This window comes from Vulgatibacter sp. (assembly GCF_041687135.1).
Classification (GTDB): domain Bacteria; phylum Myxococcota; class Myxococcia; order Myxococcales; family Vulgatibacteraceae; genus JAWLCN01.
The window spans coordinates 202,439-217,956 of sequence record NZ_JAWLCN010000001.1; the positions used below are offsets into that span (position 1 = coordinate 202,439).

Annotated in this window: 14 protein-coding genes and 1 pseudogene; 10 read left to right on the plus strand and 5 right to left on the minus strand. The window is 71.2% G+C overall.

The window, feature by feature from the left end:
* Nucleotides 1–5: 5 nt before the first annotated feature.
* From ACESMR_RS00970 to ACESMR_RS00980, 3 genes and pseudogenes are all read right to left on the minus strand, one after another.
* Nucleotides 6–1,247: a hypothetical protein gene (locus ACESMR_RS00970; protein ID WP_373044278.1), complete on the minus strand. Its 1,242-nt coding sequence runs from the start codon at nt 1,245–1,247 to the stop codon at nt 6–8.
* A gap of 5 nt (nt 1,248–1,252) precedes the next feature.
* Nucleotides 1,253–2,422 (minus strand): cystathionine gamma-synthase, encoded by a 1,170-nt coding sequence (locus ACESMR_RS00975; protein ID WP_373044280.1) that lies wholly within the window; start codon nt 2,420–2,422, stop codon nt 1,253–1,255.
* Nucleotides 2,423–2,736: 314 nt separating this feature from the next.
* Nucleotides 2,737–3,702: pseudogene (locus ACESMR_RS00980) on the minus strand (PLP-dependent cysteine synthase family protein); the annotation flags it as partial.
* Nucleotides 3,703–3,906: 204 nt separating this feature from the next.
* On the opposite strand from ACESMR_RS00980, the gene ACESMR_RS00985 reads away from it, so the two are divergent.
* Entirely contained in the window at nt 3,907–4,956 is a 1,050-nt protein-coding gene (locus tag ACESMR_RS00985) for an aminoglycoside phosphotransferase family protein (RefSeq protein ID WP_373044282.1), read from the plus strand.
* Nucleotides 4,957–4,961: 5 nt separating this feature from the next.
* Nucleotides 4,962–5,945 carry an NDP-sugar synthase gene (locus ACESMR_RS00990; protein ID WP_373045204.1) on the plus strand — a complete coding sequence of 328 codons (984 nt, stop codon included), beginning with the start codon at nt 4,962–4,964 and terminating at the stop codon, nt 5,943–5,945.
* Here the strand turns inward: ACESMR_RS00990 and ACESMR_RS00995 are convergent.
* Together ACESMR_RS00995 and ACESMR_RS01000 are read right to left on the minus strand one after the other, a co-directional pair.
* The gene (locus ACESMR_RS00995) at nt 5,942–6,700 is read right to left on the minus strand and encodes a Stp1/IreP family PP2C-type Ser/Thr phosphatase (protein ID WP_373044283.1); all 759 of its coding nucleotides are present in this window, start codon (nt 6,698–6,700) and stop codon (nt 5,942–5,944) included. The two genes, ACESMR_RS00990 and ACESMR_RS00995, sit on opposite strands and share 4 nt — an antisense overlap.
* A gap of 28 nt (nt 6,701–6,728) precedes the next feature.
* Nucleotides 6,729–7,100, minus strand: coding sequence for a DUF192 domain-containing protein (locus tag ACESMR_RS01000; protein WP_373044284.1), 372 nt, complete (start codon nt 7,098–7,100; stop codon nt 6,729–6,731).
* A 57-nt stretch (nt 7,101–7,157) separates the two neighbouring features.
* On the opposite strand from ACESMR_RS01000, the gene ACESMR_RS01005 reads away from it, so the two are divergent.
* The 8 genes from ACESMR_RS01005 (at nt 7,158) to ACESMR_RS01040 (ending at nt 15,518) form a co-directional block, all read left to right on the plus strand.
* Complete coding sequence (locus ACESMR_RS01005; RefSeq protein ID WP_373044286.1) at nt 7,158–7,634, plus strand: tRNA (cytidine(34)-2'-O)-methyltransferase; 477 nt, start codon at nt 7,158–7,160, stop codon at nt 7,632–7,634.
* Nucleotides 7,635–7,660: 26 nt separating this feature from the next.
* On the plus strand, nt 7,661–9,853 hold the full coding sequence (locus ACESMR_RS01010) for a DnaJ domain-containing protein (protein ID WP_373044287.1): 2,193 nt from the start codon (nt 7,661–7,663) through the stop codon (nt 9,851–9,853).
* Between the two features lie 8 nt (nt 9,854–9,861).
* Nucleotides 9,862–11,229 (plus strand): response regulator, encoded by a 1,368-nt coding sequence (locus ACESMR_RS01015; RefSeq protein ID WP_373044289.1) that lies wholly within the window; start codon nt 9,862–9,864, stop codon nt 11,227–11,229.
* A 43-nt stretch (nt 11,230–11,272) separates the two neighbouring features.
* On the plus strand, nt 11,273–12,274 hold the full coding sequence (tsaD, locus tag ACESMR_RS01020) for a tRNA (adenosine(37)-N6)-threonylcarbamoyltransferase complex transferase subunit TsaD (protein WP_373044292.1): 1,002 nt from the start codon (nt 11,273–11,275) through the stop codon (nt 12,272–12,274).
* The gene (gene rsmA / locus ACESMR_RS01025) at nt 12,275–13,120 is read left to right on the plus strand and encodes a 16S rRNA (adenine(1518)-N(6)/adenine(1519)-N(6))-dimethyltransferase RsmA (protein ID WP_373044293.1); all 846 of its coding nucleotides are present in this window, start codon (nt 12,275–12,277) and stop codon (nt 13,118–13,120) included.
* Between the two features lie 43 nt (nt 13,121–13,163).
* On the plus strand, nt 13,164–14,105 hold the full coding sequence (locus ACESMR_RS01030; RefSeq protein WP_373044295.1) for an SDR family oxidoreductase: 942 nt from the start codon (nt 13,164–13,166) through the stop codon (nt 14,103–14,105).
* Nucleotides 14,106–14,190: 85 nt separating this feature from the next.
* Entirely contained in the window at nt 14,191–15,084 is an 894-nt protein-coding gene (ttcA, locus tag ACESMR_RS01035) for a tRNA 2-thiocytidine(32) synthetase TtcA (protein WP_373044297.1), read from the plus strand.
* Complete coding sequence (locus ACESMR_RS01040; protein WP_373044299.1) at nt 15,084–15,518, plus strand: tetratricopeptide repeat protein; 435 nt, start codon at nt 15,084–15,086, stop codon at nt 15,516–15,518. Before ttcA ends, ACESMR_RS01040 begins: the two co-directional genes overlap by 1 nt.

Genomic DNA, 15,518 nt, shown 5'->3' on the forward strand with positions numbered 1-15,518 from the left:
AGGGACTACCGCGGCACCGGCGAGGCGACCCACGCCGTGCTCTCGCCCTCGGTGTAGGTGATCAGCGCGCCGGTGGTCATCGCCTCGGCGATGGCGGCGTTGCGCTCCTCCGGGCTCCACGGAAAGAGCGCCTCGATCTCCTCGGGCCAGAGCACCACCGCCGAGCGCAGCGCGGCGATGAAGAGGAAGCACCAGGCCCTGCCGATCTCGAGCTCGACCTTGCGCTGCACGTTGCGCTCGGCCCAGCGGCTCAAGCTCTCGACCACGGTGATCGGGTTGTCGTCCTCGTCGAGGCCGGCCCTGGAGACGACGAGCAGCCTCGCCTCGAGCTCCGCGTGCACGCTGGCGAAGGCCGCCGCGTCGAGGCCGACGAGCTGGCGCAGCCGATCCGCGGGAACGACGCCCTTGCGATCGAGGACGTCGAGGGCCTCCTCCGCCTCGACCGAGAGCACGCCGCCGCGCCGCGCCGCCTCCTCGCGGGGCGCCGCCACGGTGACCAGCGCCGGCCAGAGATCGGCGCCGACGAGCGTCGGCCGTTCGAAGCAGAGCCGTGCCTCGAGGAGGTCCGGCGCCGCGTCGATCTCCCGCCGCCACGCCTTGAGCGTCTGGGCGATCGGACCTGCGCTGCGCTCCTCCTCGCTCACGGTGTGGCCCACCACCGGGTCGAGGAGGTTCGGCAGCGCCGAGCGCACCGAGGCATGGACGAGGTGGCGCTCGCGCACGAAGGCCACCGCCTGGGTGGCGCTCTTGAGCGCCGGCCTGCCGCTGCGGCCGTGCCAGCGCTCCCGCGCTGCGAGGGCAGCTGCGAGGCGCGGGTCGGCGGCCTTGCCGTCGAGCTCGTGGATCGGCACCTGCCTGGGCGCGAAGGCGGGGACCTTCGGCTTCTTCGGCGCGGGGGCCTTCGCCGGCGCCTTCTTCGCCACCGGCGCCTTCGGCGCAGCCTCGGCCTTCGCCTTCGGTGCTGCCGCTGCCTTCGCCTTCATCGGGATGTCCGCCTTCGCGTTCGCGGCGGCCTTTGGAGCCGCCGCCTTCGCCTTCGGCGCAGGCGCTGCCTTCATGGCAGCGGGCTTCGCCGTGGTGCGCTTCGGCGCCGTCGCCGTCTTCGCCGTCTTCGCAGCAGGCGCCTTCGCCTTCACCGTCCGGGCAGGCGCCGCCGCACGGGCGGCCGGCTTCGGTGCAGCCTTGGCTGCAGCCTTTCCGGCCACCGGCTTCTTCTCCACCTTCTTCTTGCTGCGGGTCGTCGGCATGGGCTTCACGCCTCCGCGAGGGCCTGGCGCAGATCGTCGACCAGGTCCTGTGCATCCTCGATGCCCACCGACAGGCGGATCAGGCCGTCGGAGATCCCGAGCTTCTCCCGGGTCTCTTTGGGAACCGAGGCGTGGGTCATGATCGCAGGGTGCTCGATCAGGCTCTCCACGCCGCCGAGGCTCTCGGCCAGCGCGAAGACCTTCACCTTGCGCAGGAAGCGATCGGCGGCGGGCAGGCCGCCCTTGATCACGAAGGTCATCATCCCGCCGAAGCCCTTCATCTGGCGCTTCGCGAGCTCGTGCTGCGGGTGGGAGGCGAGGCCGGGCCAGGTGACCTTCTCGATCTTCTCGTGGCCCTGGAGGAACTCGGCGATGGTCGCCGCGTTCTTCGCGTGGCGCTCCATGCGCACGCCCAGCGTCTTCAGGCCGCGCAGCACCAGGAAGGAGTCGAAGGGCCCGAGGACGCCGCCGATGGCGTTCTGCCGGAAGTACATCCCCTCGGCGAACGCCTCGTGGCTGGTGACGATCGCGCCGCCGACCACGTCCGAGTGGCCGTTGATGTACTTGGTCATCGAGTGGACCACCACGTCGATGCCGTGCTCCAGCGGCCGCTGGAAGTAGGGCGACATGAAGGTGTTGTCCGCCACCGAGAGGACGCCGGCCTGCTTGCAGATCGCGGCGATCGCCGAGAGATCCGCGAGCTTGAGCATCGGGTTGGTGGGGGTCTCGATCCACACCAGCTTCGTCTGGCCCGGGCGGATCGCCTCGCGCACGTTCTCGGCGCGGGTCATGTCCACGTAGGTGAACTCGATCCCCATCTGCTTGAAGACCTTGTCGAAGATCCGGAAGGACCCGCCGTAGAGGTCGTCGGAGCAGACCACGTGGTCGCCTGCCGAGAGCATGTGGAGGATGCAGTCGTTGGCGGCCAGGCCCGAGGCGAAGGCGGCGCCGTATTTGCCGCCCTCGAGGGCGGCGAGGCAATCCTGCAGCGCGTAGCGCGTGGGATTGTGCGAGCGGCTGTACTCGAAGCCCTTGTGTTCGCCGGGGCCGCTCTGTACGTAAGTGGACGTAAGGTAGACCGGCGTCATGATCGCGCCGGTGGTGGGATCGGGCTCCTGGCCGGCGTGGATCGCCAGCGTGTCGAAGCGGTGCTTGCCGTCGCCCTTGAAAGCCATCTTGCGTCACTCCCACGCGAGGTTCGAGAAATCCCCGACCGCCGAACGGCAGCGCCGCCGGCCTTCCACCCGGAGTGGAAGCCTGCGGCGGCGTCGGTCCTGCAGCGTCGGTACGTGCACGTCCGGTCCGTTGCGGTCGCTCCCCCGGCTGCTGGGGGAGGGGGCGACCTTATAGCACACCGGGCGTCCCGAAGGTTTTTTCTTGCATTCTCGGATCGGCCGGTTCCCCGGAAGGCCGCCTCGCAGGAACGCGAAAGGGCCTCCCGGAGGAAGCCCTTTCCGTAACGCCGAGCTGGATGCTGCGCTCAGATTTCGAAGCCGTTCTGCTTCATCCACTCGTCGTTGTAGAACTTCGAGATGTAGCTCTTGCCGCCGTCGGTGAGCACCGCGACGATGGTCTTGCCGGCGCCGACCTCCTTCGCCAGCTGCACCGCGATCGCCACCGCGGAGCCGGACGAGCCGCCGGCGAAGATGCCCTCCTCACGGGCGAGGCGGCGGGCCCAGTGGAACGAGATCGCGTCGTTCACCTGGCGCACGTCGTCGAGGACCGAGAAGTCCATCGCCTTGCAGAGCATGTCCTCGCCGATCCCCTCGACCTTGTAGACGTGGGGCTCGGAGAGCTTCCCGGTCTTGAAATACGAGTGGTAGACCGAGCCCTCCGGATCGACGCCGACGTTCTGGATCGAGGGCTTCTGCTCCTTGAGGAATTTGCCGGCGCCGCTCATGGTGCCGCCGGTGCCGAGGCCCGCGACGAAATAGTCGAGCTTGCCCTCGGTCTGCTTCCAGAGCTCCGGACCGGTGGAGAGGTAGTGGGCCTCCACGTTGTCCAGCGAGTGGTACTGGTTCACGTAGAAGGCGCCCGGGGTCTCCCGGGCCACGCGCTTGGCGGTCTCGTAGTAGGAGTCCGGGTGCTCCGCAGGCACCGCCGTCGGGGTCACGATCACCTGGGCGCCGAAGGCCTTCAGGGTGTCGATCTTCTCCTTGGACATCTTGTCCGGCATCGTGAAGATGCACTTGTAGCCGCGCACCGCAGCCACCATCGCCAGCGCGGCGCCGGTGTTGCCGCTGGTGTTCTCGACGATGGTGCCACCCGGCTTGAGCAGCCCGGCTTTTTCGGCCTTGTTCACGATGTGGACCGCCATCCGGTCCTTGATCGCGCCGCCCGGGTTCATGAACTCGCACTTCACGAGGACGGTGGCGTCGTTCGGCCCGACCAGCTTGTTGAGCTTGACGAGCGGCGTGCCGCCGATGGCGTCGAGGATGGTCTCGTGCATCTCCACGGATGACTCCCGGTAAGAGCGGCCTACGCTCGGAGCGCGGCGCGGGAAAGAGGCGGGTCTATAGAAGAAGCAAGTCGGGCGGTCAACACGCCGGACCCCGCCGGGAATGCCCGCGATCGTTGGTGGCTCAAGCGATCGACGGGCCGCCGGGCGAGGCCCCGGCGCCTGCGCGACGCCCGGCGCTTGTGTTATCTCCGACCTCCTATGTCCGACGCCTCCCTCCTCCGCCAGCACGCAGCCCGGGCCGCAGGCCTCCCTCCCGACGAGTCGTGGGGGATCACCAAGCTCAAGGGCGACGCCTCCAACCGCTCCTACTACCGGGTCACGCTCCCCGAGCGCGCCTACGTCCTGATGGTGATGCCCGAGGGCGCCAGGCCCGAGGAGGCGACCAAGGGCGAGGCGCCCACCGAGCTCCCCTTCGTCAACGTCCACCGCTACCTCCACGGCCTCGGCGTGCGGGTGCCGACGATCCACACCTGGGATCCGGAAGCCGGCGTGATGGTCCTCGAAGACCTCGGCGACGTGACCTTCGAGGCGGGGCTCTCCCAGGGCGCGGATGCGGAAGGCCGGCGCGAGCAGCTCTATGGGCAGGCGATCGATCTGCTGGCGGGCCTGCGGGCCCGCGCCGACGCGAACCCCGACGCGAGCTGCCTCGCCTCGAGCCGCGCCTTCGACTTCGACCTCTACCGCTGGGAGTTCGACCACTTCCTCGAGTGGGGCCTCGAGGCGCGCCACGGGGTGAAGCTCGCTGGTGAGGACGCTGCCCGGGTCGGCGCCCTCGGCGACCAGATCTGCAGGGCGCTCGACGAGCTGCCCCGCGGCTTCACCCACCGCGACTACCAGTCCCGCAACCTGATGCTCCTGCCCGGCGACGAGCTGGTGGTGATCGACTTCCAGGACGCGCTGCAGGGGCCCAGGCAATACGACCTCGTCGCGCTGCTCCGGGATTCCTACGTGGAGCTGCCCATCGAGTTCGTGGAGAAGATGGTGCGCCGCTACCTTTCGCGGCTGGTGGAGGAGGGCGGTCCCCGGATCGATTCGCAGGCCTTCCTCGCCGACTTCCACCTCCTCACCGTGCAGCGCAAGCTCAAGGACGCCGGGCGCTTCGTCTTCATCGACAGGGTGAAGGGCAACCCGGGCTTCCTCCCCTACATCCCCGCGTCGCTGCGCTACGTGCGGGAGGCCCTCGCGCGCAGGCCCGAGCTCGCCGACCTCCACCGGATCCTCGCCCGCCACGTGCCGGAGCTCGCGTGATCGCGATGGTCCTCGCAGCGGGGCTGGGCACGCGCCTGCGGCCGCTCACCGAGCGGATCGCCAAGCCCGCGCTGCCGCTCCTCGGCTCGACGCTCCTCGAGGGCAACCTGCGCCTCGTGGCCCGGGCCGGCGTCCGCGAGGTCGTGGTCAACGCCCACCACCTGCAGAAGACCGTGGCGCGCGTCGCCCACGAGGCGGCGGAGCGGCTGGGGCTCACGCTCCACCTCTCCTTCGAGGCGCCCGAGGTCCTGGGCACCGGCGGCGCCCTCGTCGCTGCGAGGCCGCTCCTCGATCGCGGCACGCCCTTCCTCCTCGTCAACGGCGACGTGCTCTCGGATCTCGATCCGGCAGGGGCCATCGCCGCCCACGTGGCGAGCGGCGCGCTCGGCACCATGGTGCTGCGGCCGATGCCCGAGGGCGCGAGCTACGGCGCGGTGGAAACCGATGCGCAGGGCCGCGTGGCGCGGATCGCCGGCTTCGGCAGGGAGCTCGCCCCGGGGGAGCCCACCGCCTCGTGGCTCTTCACCGGCGTCCACGTCCTCTCGCCTTCGATCTTCACGGTGCTGCCGACGGAGGGGCCTTCCTGCGTCAACCGGCAGGGCCACGCAGCGCTGATCGCGAAGGGCGGCCACGTCCTCGGCCACGTCGAAGCGGGCGGCGGCTGGTCCGACGTCGGCACCCCGGAGCGCTACGTCGAGGCCAACCTCGATCTGCTCGAGGGGCGCTACGCGGTGGAGAAGCCGCTCGGCGCAGCGGTGGAGCGCGCGCCCGGCGTCTTCGTCGATCCCTCCGCCGGGGTGGAGCCGGGCGCTGAGCTGGTGGGGCCTGCCTTCGTCGGTGCCGGCGCGGTGGTGCGCAGCGGCGCGCGGATCGGGCCGCGGGCGGTGATCCTCGCCGGCGCTTCTTGCGCCGGCGCCGTTCGCGACGGCGTGGTCGGCCCCGGCGTCGTGGCTGCGGACGACGTGGTCGGCAGACTCGCCTCGGCTTAAACCAAGCGGGCGAGGACGACGGTGACGTTGTCCGTGCCGCCCGCGGCGTTGGCGGCGTCGATCAGCTGCTGCACGGCGCGATCGAGATCTTCGGTGCGCTGCAGGATCTGCTCGATCCGCTCGTCCGCCACCATGCTCGAGAGGCCGTCCGAGCAGAGCAGGTAGAGATCGCCCGGCTGGAACTCGTCGCGGATCACGTCCACCGCGACGGGATCCTTCATCCCCAGCGCCCGCACGATCACGTTCTTGTGGGGGAAGCTCTCCGCCTCCTCGGGCTTGAGCTTCTTCGCCTTGAGCAGGTCGTTGAGGAGCGAGTGGTCCTCGGAGAGCAGCTGCAGCGCGCCGTCGCGGAGGCGGTAGGCCCTGCTGTCGCCGGCCCAGCCGAGCCAGACGTGGGCCTCGCCGACCAGCAGCGAGACCACGGTGGTGCCCATGCCCTTGAACTGCTCGTCGGTGGCGGCGAGGTCGACGATGCGGGCGTTCGCCTGGCGGATGCCCACCACGAGGCGGTTCTCCTCGTAGGGCTTGCTCTCGTCCACGGCGAAGGGCCAGGTGATCTCGCGGTCGCCGGCGGTCTGGCGGAAGAAGGCTTCGATCGCCTCGATCGCGGTGCGGGAGGCGACCTCCCCCGAGGCGTGGCCGCCCATCCCGTCGGCGACGACGCAGAGCCGCTCCTCGGGCAGCAGGAGGAAGCTGTCCTCGTTGTGGGGACGCTTCATCCCCACGTGCGTGCTGCCGGCGAGCTCGATGCGCATTCCCCACCCGGACGAAAGTCGATCATGCCTACCGGAGAGAGGGCCACCGATCAAGTTGGCGGCCGGCCGAAAAGGCGATCCGTTCCCCTGCAACCACCGGCGTCGCCGCCAGGGTTCCGGGGCCGAGCTCCAGCACCAGCCGCGTGCCCTTCGCGGACGCCGGGATCCGCCAGGGGGGCAGGCCCTCCAGCACCCGGAGCACCGTGCCCGCCTCGTCGAGAAGGAGCACGTCGATGGGAAAGCGCATCCCCAGGGTGTGGATCGAGGTGCACGGCGCGAGCAGCAGCCCCTCGCCCGGCGCGAGGCCGGACCTGCCGAGGAGGCCGACCAGACGCTGCGCGAAGCCGGCTGCCACCTCCACCCGGTGGGCGAGCTGCCTGCCCTCGACGAGGATCTCCATGGGGCCAGCTTACGTCGTTGTGGCGGAGGGCGGCGTGCTTCGCGCAGGATGGGGCCCATGTTGCCGGCTCTCGATCGTCCGTACGCCCTCGTCCTCGTCCACCCGCAGATCCCGCCCAATACCGGCAACGTGGCCAGGCTCTGCGCGGTCACCGGCTCCCACCTCCACCTGGTCGAGCCGCTCGGCTTCTCCATCGCCGACAAGGATCTGCGCCGGGCGGGCCTCGACTATTGGGACCAGGTGGTGGCCGAGATCCACCCGGACGTGGAGACCTGGGAGGCCCGGGCGCCCTGGCCCCGGGTCCACCTCTTCACCGCCAACGCCGAGAAGTCGCTCTGGGAGGCGGATTTCCAGCCCGGCGACATGCTGGTCTTCGGGTCGGAGCAGGTGGGATTGCCGAAGGAGCTCCTCGAGCGCCGCAGGGCGCACACCGTGGGCATCCCCCAGCGGCCGGGTCTGCGCTCCCTCAACCTCTCCACCGCCGCTGGGATCGCGCTCTACGAAGCGCTCCGTCGCACCGGCGATGGCAGATAGTCCAAATACCGGATAGCATCGCCCCGATGGCTGAACCCCTCTGCGATCTCTCGGGCGGCGAGCTTCGATCCGCCCCCCTCGCCGCGATCCTGGTCGAGGCCCTGCGCCTGCGCGCCACGGGAGAGCTCCGCGTCGACGCCAACGGCGGCACCTCGCGGGTCTACCTCCGCGGCGGACAGCCCTGCGGCGCGCAGGTCTTCTTCGGCTTCAAGCCCCTCGGGCAATTCCTCCTCGAGCAGGGCTGGATCGACATGGAGGCGCTGGAGCGATCGCTGGCGGCGGTGGTCGACGGCCGCAAGCAGGGCGAGGCCCTGGTCGAGCTCGGCTTCCTCAGCCGCGAGAAGCTGCACCTCGGCCTCGCGCTCCACCACCAGCGCCACATCCGCAACCTCGCCGCGGTGGCGGAAGGGATCTACTCCTTCCAGCCCCTGGCCGAGCTGCCCGCCTGGACCGACGAGCTCAAGCTCTCCGCCCACCGGGCCATCGTCGACGCGCTCTCCGCGCCGCCGGCCCTCGCGGTCTGCCAGAAGATCCTCCGCCGGATCCCGGGTGGCCTCGGCGTGCGGCTGCGCAGCGGTTGGGATCGCTACACGGGCCATTTCCAGCTCGACGCAGCGGAGCTGGCTTTTCTCGCAGGCCTCGAGCGCCCCTGCGCCATCGACGCAGCGGTGGCTGCGGGCCACGTGCCCGAGGAGCGGGCGCTGGCGCTGCTCGCAGCGCTGCAGCTGATGGGCATCCTGGTGCCGGCGCCCCTCGGCGGCGAGGCGCCCTGGGCCACGCCGGGCCCTGCGATCCCGTCGACGCCGGGGCCGGTTCGCCTCGACACGCCGCCGCCGGTGCTCGGCCGCGCCCCCGCCGGTCCGAACGTGGTTGCGCCCAACCGCGCGGTGATCGCCGGCGCCGGCAAGCCTCTCGAGGTCGACCTCGGATTCGGGCTGGGCGATCACGCAGCGGGAGATTGGGGCGGGAGCTTCCAGGCCGAGGAGGCGATCGAGGTCGACGAGGTCGAGATCGTCGAATTGGTCGAGGAGCCACAACGCGGCAGGGTGGTCGAGCTGGACATGGACGCCACCGCGGTGGTGGGCGGCGCCTTCGCCGAGGCGCCCACCGTGGCCGCACGTCCGGGCATCGATTTCGAGGCGACCATGGCGGCGCGGCCTGGCCCCGGCGACATCGGTCCGGCGGAGCGCGCCGCCCTCGAGGCGCAGCAGCGCCGGGCGCAGGAAGAGGCCCGCAAGCTCCAGCGCGAGCAGCAGGCGCACGAGGAGCGCGCCCGCGAGGAGGCGCTCCGGCGTCCTGCCCCCGAGTTCAAGAGTGATGCGGGCGAGGCGAAGGAGCGGCGGGCGCGCATGCTCCAGCGCGCCTTCGGCAACATCCTCGGCACCGACGCGATCCGAAGGCGCGAGGGAACCCCGGGCCCCGGCTACGCCGGCACGCCGGGGCCCGCTGCGATGGGGACGCCGGGCCCGGGAACCCCCGGGCCCACCGCGGCGCGCCTCTCCTGGGATCGGCTGCCGCCGCCCGGTGACCCGGCCTTCGATCGCTTCGTCCACGAGCGGCTCGCGACGCTGCACCTAGACGATCACTACAAGCGGCTGGGGGTCGCGCAGGGCGCTTCCCGCGACGAGATCAAGCACGCCTTCTTCGCCGCGGCCAAGCGCTTCCACCCCGACCGGATCCCCTCGGCGATCCAGCACCTCGCGCCGCAGCTCAAAGAGATCTTCGCCGCGGTCAACGAGTCCTACCAGGTGCTGCAGGACGACGAGCGCCGCCGCGCCTACCTGGCAGAGCTCCGGCAGGCCGCAGCGCCGCCGCCGAAGAGCGAGGTGCAGCAGGCCGTCGAGGATTTCGAGGCCCAGGCCGCTGCGGCTGCGAAGAAGAAGGACTTCGCCACGGTGCAGCGGCTGCTCAAGCAGGCGCTCCTGATCGAGGATCGGCCCGATCTGCGGGCGCACATCCTCTGGGCCCGGCAGTCGGAGAAGCCCGACGAGGCGGGGCAGGTGCGGATCGACCTGGAGCGCCTCGTCGAGGAGCACCCGCGCTGCGCCATCGCCCACCACTACCTCGGCGTGCTCCTCCGCGTCGCCGGCGATACCCCCGGGGCGGAGGCAGCTTTCCACCGCGCCCTCGAGATCGCGCCCGATCACCGGGAGGCCCGGCAGGAGCTGCGGCTGATCGAGCTGCGCAAGGCCAACAACCCGCACCTTCGCAAGCGCTGAGGCCCACTTTGGCAGCCCGTCCGCAGCTTCTTCTCGTCGATGCCGATGCCCGCAGTCTGCGCCTGCTCGAGGTGAGCCTGCGCAAGGCGGGCTTCACCGTCATCGCCGCCTGCAACGGCGCCGACGCCCTCGAGAAGCTCGAGCAGGTGGTCCCCGACCTCGTCCTCTCCGACACCCGGATGCCGGAGATGGACGGCTGGGAGCTCTGCAGGCGGCTCAAGGAGGACCCGCGCTTCCGCGAGGTGCCCTTCGTCTTCCTCACCAGCCGCCGCGCGGTGGAGGACAAGGTCCGCGGCCTCGAGCTGGGCGTGGACGACTACCTGACCAAGCCGATCTACGTGAAGGAGATCGTTGCCCGGGTGCGCATGCTCCTGCAGAAGCGGGAGCGCGAGCGCCTCGAGCGGCGGGACCCGCGCTCCGGCTTCTCCGGGAACCTCGCCGATCTCGGCCTCGTCGATCTGGTGCAGACCTGCGAGATCGGCCGCAAGACCGGCATGCTTCGCTGCGTCGACAAGCGTGGCCGCCGCGGCGCGGTCTATTTCCGCGACGGCAAGGTGATCGACGCGGAGATGGCGGGGCTGCGGGGCGAGCACGCCTTCTACCGGCTGCTGGAGTGGAGCGAGGGGAGCTTCGAGATCGAGTTCGGCCCGGTGGAGCGGGCCGACGCCATCGCGATGTCGGCGCAGGGTCTGCTCATGGAGGGCATGCGCCGGGCGGACGAGTGGAGCCGGCTCCTCGAGACGGCGCCGCCCCTCGACGCCGTCCTCTCGGTGGACCCCGAGCGCCTCGCCTCCATCGGCACCGGGGTGATCCCGGAGGCAGCGGCGCCGCTGCTGCCGCTCCTCGACGGCAAGCGCACGCTGCAGGCGGCGCTGGAGGAGGGGGCCCGCGACGATCTCGCCGCCCTCGGCGCGGTGATCGAGCTGGTGGGCAAGGGTGTCCTCGTCGCGGCGGCGCAGGCGGACGGCCCCGCGCCGCAGGAGCAGGCCTGGTTCGTGCCGCCCGTCTCCTCGAGCGTCGAGGCCCGGCCCGCGGTGGAGGAGCCGCGGCCTGAGGCTTCGGCGGAGCCGAGCGGTGTCTTCGATTTTCCCGCGCCTGCCCCCGGGCCGCGGTGGGGTGCCTCGGCTGCGGCGCCGGCGGCGGTTGCTCCGGCGGCAGTGGCCGCTGCGCAGGCCGCGCCGGTGGAAGCGCCTGCGCCGGTGGCGCCGGTGCCCATCCCCGCCGTGCCGAAGGTGGCGCCGCTGCCGCCACCGCCGCAGCTGCGCCTGGTGGAATTCGAGCAAGCCGTCGCCTCCCGGAGCAAGCTGCGCTGGGTGGTGCCCCTGCTCCTCCTCGTGGCCCTGGTCGGCCTCCTCGCCCTCGTGCGCCTCGACTGACCTCGGGCTGGGACAGCGGCGCCCGCGTGTTATAAGGCGCGCCATGCTGGTCCTCGGGATCGAGACATCTTGTGACGAAACCGCCGCCGCGGTGGTCCGCGACGGGCGGGAGATCCTCTCCGACGTGGTCTCCACGCAGATCGAGATCCACCGCCGCTGGGGCGGGGTGGTGCCGGAGCTCGCCTCCCGCAACCACGTGCTCCAGGTGATGCCGGTGGTCGACGAGGCGCTGGAGAAGTCGGGCGTCACCCTCGACGAGATCGACGGCATCGCCGTGACCAGCGGCCCCGGCCTCATCGGCGCGCTCCTCGTCGGTGTGCAGGTGGGCAAGTCGATTGCGCTGGCGAAGAAGAAGCCGATCGTCGGCGTGAACCACCTCGAGGGCCACCTCCTCGCCGTGCGCCTCGGCGCCGACGCGCCGGCGCCGCCCTTCCTCGGCCTCGTCGTCTCCGGTGGCCACACCAGCCTCTACGCGGTCCGTGACTACGGCGATTACCGGCTCCTCGGCGCCACCCTGGACGACGCAGCGGGCGAGGCCTTCGACAAGGTGGGCAAGCTGCTGGGCCTGCCCTATCCGGCGGGGATCGTCATCGATCAGCTCGCGCAGACGGGCGATCCGAAGGCAATCAAATTTCCCCGGGGCCTCACCAAGCGCGCGACCCTCGACTTCTCCTTCTCGGGCCTCAAGACCGCGGCGATGTACCACCTGCAGAAGCACGGGATCCCCGAGGGGCAGGCGCTGGCCGATTTCTGCGCCAGCGTGCAGGAGGCGATCGCCGACGTGCTCACCCGCAAGGCGGTGAAGGCGGCGAAGGAGGCGGGGTTGCCCCGGCTCGTGCTTTGCGGCGGCGTCGCCGCCAACAGCAGGCTGCGCGCGCTTGCGGTGGAGCGCGGCGCCGAGGCGGGGATCGACGTGCACGTGCCCGAGAAGCGGCTCTGCACCGACAACGGCGCGATGATCGCGGTGGCGGGCTACGAGACCTTTCGCCGCGGCGGCGGGCCTTCCGGCCTCGACCTGAACGCCAATCCCGCCTGGAGGCTGTAGATGGCAGAGAGCCCTTCCGCGATCCTGCGCCGCCACGGCCTCCGGCCGAAGAAGGCGTGGGGCCAGAATTTCCTCGGCGACGACTACCACCTCTCCTCGATCGCCGACGCCGCGTCGGTGGGGAAGGGCGCCGCGGTGGTCGAGCTCGGCGCGGGCCTCGGCCACCTCACCCGCCACCTCGCCGCTGCAGGGGCCCACGTGATCGCGGTGGAGCGCGACCGCGACCTGGTCCCGATCGTGCGCAGCGAGATGGAGGGGCTCGACGTGGAGGTGCGCGAGGCCAACGCCGCCACCGTCGATCTCTGCGCGATGGCGCAGGAGCAGGGGTGCAAGCTCACGGTGGTGGGCAACCTGCCCTACCACCTCTCCACCGAGATCCTCTTCCACGTCGAGGCGCAGCGCGCCTGCATCGACAGAGCGGTCTTCCTCCTGCAGAAGGAGGTGACCGAGCGGATCGCCGCCGCGCCCGGCGGCAAGAGCTACGGGATCCTCTCCGTGCTCCTGCAGCTCCACGCCGACGTCGACGTGCCCCACCACGTGCCTGCCGGCGCCTTCACCCCGCCGCCCGACGTGGAGAGCGCGGTGGTGCGCCTCGTCTTCCGCGAGGCGCCCCGCGCCGATCCCGGCGACGAGACGCTCTTCCGCAAGGTGGTGAAGGCGGCCTTCGCCCAGCGCCGCAAGACCCTGGGCAACGCCCTCAAATCCGCCAGGCTGGTGGAGCCCGAGGCGCTCGCCGCCGCCTTCGCGAGCACGGGGATCGATCCGGGCCGCAGGGCCGAGACCCTCTCGGTGGAGGAATTCGCCGCCCTCACCCGCACCCTGGCAGCCGGGCGGGCGCAGGCCTGACGCCCGCCTGCCGATCGCCCCGGGAGCCGCCACCTTTGCAGGGATGGAGACGCTCCGCGGCAGGGTGGTGGTGATCGCAGGCGCCTCGAGCGGGATCGGGCGGGCGACCGCTCGCCTGCTCGGCGCCGCAGGGGCCCGGGTGGTGCTGGCAGCGCGCCGGGAGGAACTGCTGCGCACCGCAGCCCGGGAGGTCGAGGCCGCAGGCGGCGAGGCGCTGGTGGTCTGCACCGATCTCACCGATCCCGCGCAGCTCGATCACCTGGTCGCCGCCGCGATCGAGCGCTTCGGCGGGATCGACGCCTGGATCGCCAACGCCGGCGTCACCGTCTACGGCCCATTCGAGCGCATCCCCGCCGACGAGTTCCGCCGGGTGGTGGAGGTCGACTTCTTCGCCCACGTGGAGAGCGCCCGCCGGGTGCTTCCCCACTTCCGGGCGCGGGGCGGCGGGCGCCTCGTCTTCGTGGGATCGGTGGCCTCCGAGGCTGCGGCGCCGCTGATCTCGCCCTACGTCGCCTCGACCCGGGCGCTCCTCGGCTTCGCCCAGTCCCTGCGGGAGGAGCTCCACCTCGAGGGAGCGCCGATCCACGTGACCACCATCCTGCCGGGCTCGGTGGACACGCCCTTCTTCGCCCACGCCCGCAGCCACCTGGACGGTGATCTGCCCCGGCCGATTCCGCCGATCCTGCCGGTGGACCGGGTGGCCCGGGCGGTCGTCTCGGTGCTCGCCGCCTCGAGCCCGCCGAGCCGCCGCTTCGTCGGCAACACCGGCAGGCTGCTCGCGCTGCTCTCGTGGAGCCTGCCCACCACCTACGTGCGGATGTTCTCGCGCTTCCTCGGGCGGGTGCAGCGCACGCGGTCGACGCCGCTTCCACCCACCAACGGCAGCCTCTTCCAGCCCACGCCGGTGGGCTCGGGGGCCCGCGGCGGCTGGCTCCGCAAGCTCAAGCGCAACCCGCTGCGGCTGCTCCTGCCCGCGCGCTCCTGAAAGCCCGCGGACGCCGCGGCGGTTGAGTGTCCGGGAGGGCGTCTGTTAGAACGCGCCCCGACCGTCGTTCCCCGGAGCCCGCAAGATGAGCCGCCTCGAAAAGACCCTGATGGCCGAGATCGCCCGTGCCAGCAAGGACTTCAACCTGATCGAGCCCAACGACCGGATCATGGTCGGCATCTCGGGCGGCAAGGATTCCTACACGCTGCTCCACCTGCTCCGGCAGATCCAGAAGCGCGTGGGCTTTCCCTTCTCGATCGTGGCGGTGAACCTCGACCAGGGCCACCCGGGCTTTCCCGGCCACGTCATCCGCGGCTACCTCGAAGCCGAGGGCTACGAGTACCGGATGATCCAGCGCGACACCTACTCGATCGTGCAGGAGAAGGTGCCGGCGGGAAAGACCACCTGCTCGCTCTGCTCGCGCCTGCGCCGCGGCATCCTCTACGACGTGGCGGTCGAGCTGAAAGCCACCAAGATCGCCCTCGGCCACCACCGCGACGACATCATCGAGACGGCGATGCTCAACCTCCTCTACTCGGGGCAGCTCAAGGCGATGCCGCCGAAGCTCCGCTCGGACGACGGCCGCAACACCGTCATCCGCCCGCTGGCCTATTGCGCCGAGGAGGAGATCGCCGCCTTCGCCGAGGAGATGAAGTTCCCGATCATCCCCTGCGATCTCTGCGGCTCGCAGGAGAACCTGCAGCGCAAGCAGGTGAAGCGCCTCATCGGCGATCTCCACGCGGTGAACAAGAACGTGAAGGGCAACATGCTCAACGCCCTGCGCAACGTGCGCCCCACCCACCTGCTCGACCCGAAGCTCCGCGAACTCTACGGCGTCGACAGGATCGAGGGTTCGGACGAGGCGCTGCTGGCGATCGAGGGCGGCGGCTCCGACGACGATGCGATGGGTGGCGGCTGCGCGAGCCACGAGATCACCGCAGCGCCCGCCCCGGTGCCGCTCAAGGTGCTGGGCGCTTGATGCGCGCTCTCGCCCTCGTCCTGCTCGCCGGTCTCGCTGCTTGTACAGGGGAGGGCAGGCGCCCCGATCCGGCGCCGGCAGCCGAGGCGCCGGAGGATCGCGTCGAAGCCGCCCACCGCTACCACGGCGAGGCGCTGCTCCAGCAGGATCGCTTCGAGGAGTCGATCGCCGCCTTCGATCGGGCGCTCGCCATCGATCCGGACGACGTCGGCGTACGCTACCTGCGGGCATTCGCGCTCTTCCGCCACGGGCAGGTGGCGGAGGCCGACGCGGCGATCGCCGAGCTGCTCGTCGATCTGCCGGAAGAGCACGAGCTCCGGCCGGCGCTCCTCTGCGCGCGGGCGCTGCACGCCGAGCAGCAGGACCGCGAGGACGACGCGATCGGCTACCGCATCCGGGCCTGCGCCCTCGACGAAGAGGCCTGCTGCCCCTGA

Excerpts from the sequence above, each read along its gene's own strand:
- ACESMR_RS00970 (WP_373044278.1), bottom strand. The coding sequence starts at position 1,247 with ATGCCGACGACCCGCAGCAAGAAGAAGGTGGAGAAGAAGCCGGTGGCC.
- ACESMR_RS00975 (WP_373044280.1), bottom strand. The coding sequence starts at position 2,422 with ATGGCTTTCAAGGGCGACGGCAAGCACCGCTTCGACACGCTGGCGATC.
- ACESMR_RS00985 (WP_373044282.1), top strand. The coding sequence starts at position 3,907 with ATGTCCGACGCCTCCCTCCTCCGCCAGCACGCAGCCCGGGCCGCAGGC.
- ACESMR_RS00990 (WP_373045204.1), top strand. The coding sequence starts at position 4,962 with ATGGTCCTCGCAGCGGGGCTGGGCACGCGCCTGCGGCCGCTCACCGAG.
- ACESMR_RS00995 (WP_373044283.1), bottom strand. The coding sequence starts at position 6,700 with ATGCGCATCGAGCTCGCCGGCAGCACGCACGTGGGGATGAAGCGTCCC.
- ACESMR_RS01000 (WP_373044284.1), bottom strand. The coding sequence starts at position 7,100 with ATGGAGATCCTCGTCGAGGGCAGGCAGCTCGCCCACCGGGTGGAGGTG.
- ACESMR_RS01005 (WP_373044286.1), top strand. The coding sequence starts at position 7,158 with ATGTTGCCGGCTCTCGATCGTCCGTACGCCCTCGTCCTCGTCCACCCG.
- ACESMR_RS01010 (WP_373044287.1), top strand. The coding sequence starts at position 7,661 with ATGGCTGAACCCCTCTGCGATCTCTCGGGCGGCGAGCTTCGATCCGCC.
- tsaD (WP_373044292.1), top strand. The coding sequence starts at position 11,273 with ATGCTGGTCCTCGGGATCGAGACATCTTGTGACGAAACCGCCGCCGCG.
- rsmA (WP_373044293.1), top strand. The coding sequence starts at position 12,275 with ATGGCAGAGAGCCCTTCCGCGATCCTGCGCCGCCACGGCCTCCGGCCG.
- ACESMR_RS01030 (WP_373044295.1), top strand. The coding sequence starts at position 13,164 with ATGGAGACGCTCCGCGGCAGGGTGGTGGTGATCGCAGGCGCCTCGAGC.
- ttcA (WP_373044297.1), top strand. The coding sequence starts at position 14,191 with ATGAGCCGCCTCGAAAAGACCCTGATGGCCGAGATCGCCCGTGCCAGC.
- ACESMR_RS01040 (WP_373044299.1), top strand. The coding sequence starts at position 15,084 with ATGCGCGCTCTCGCCCTCGTCCTGCTCGCCGGTCTCGCTGCTTGTACA.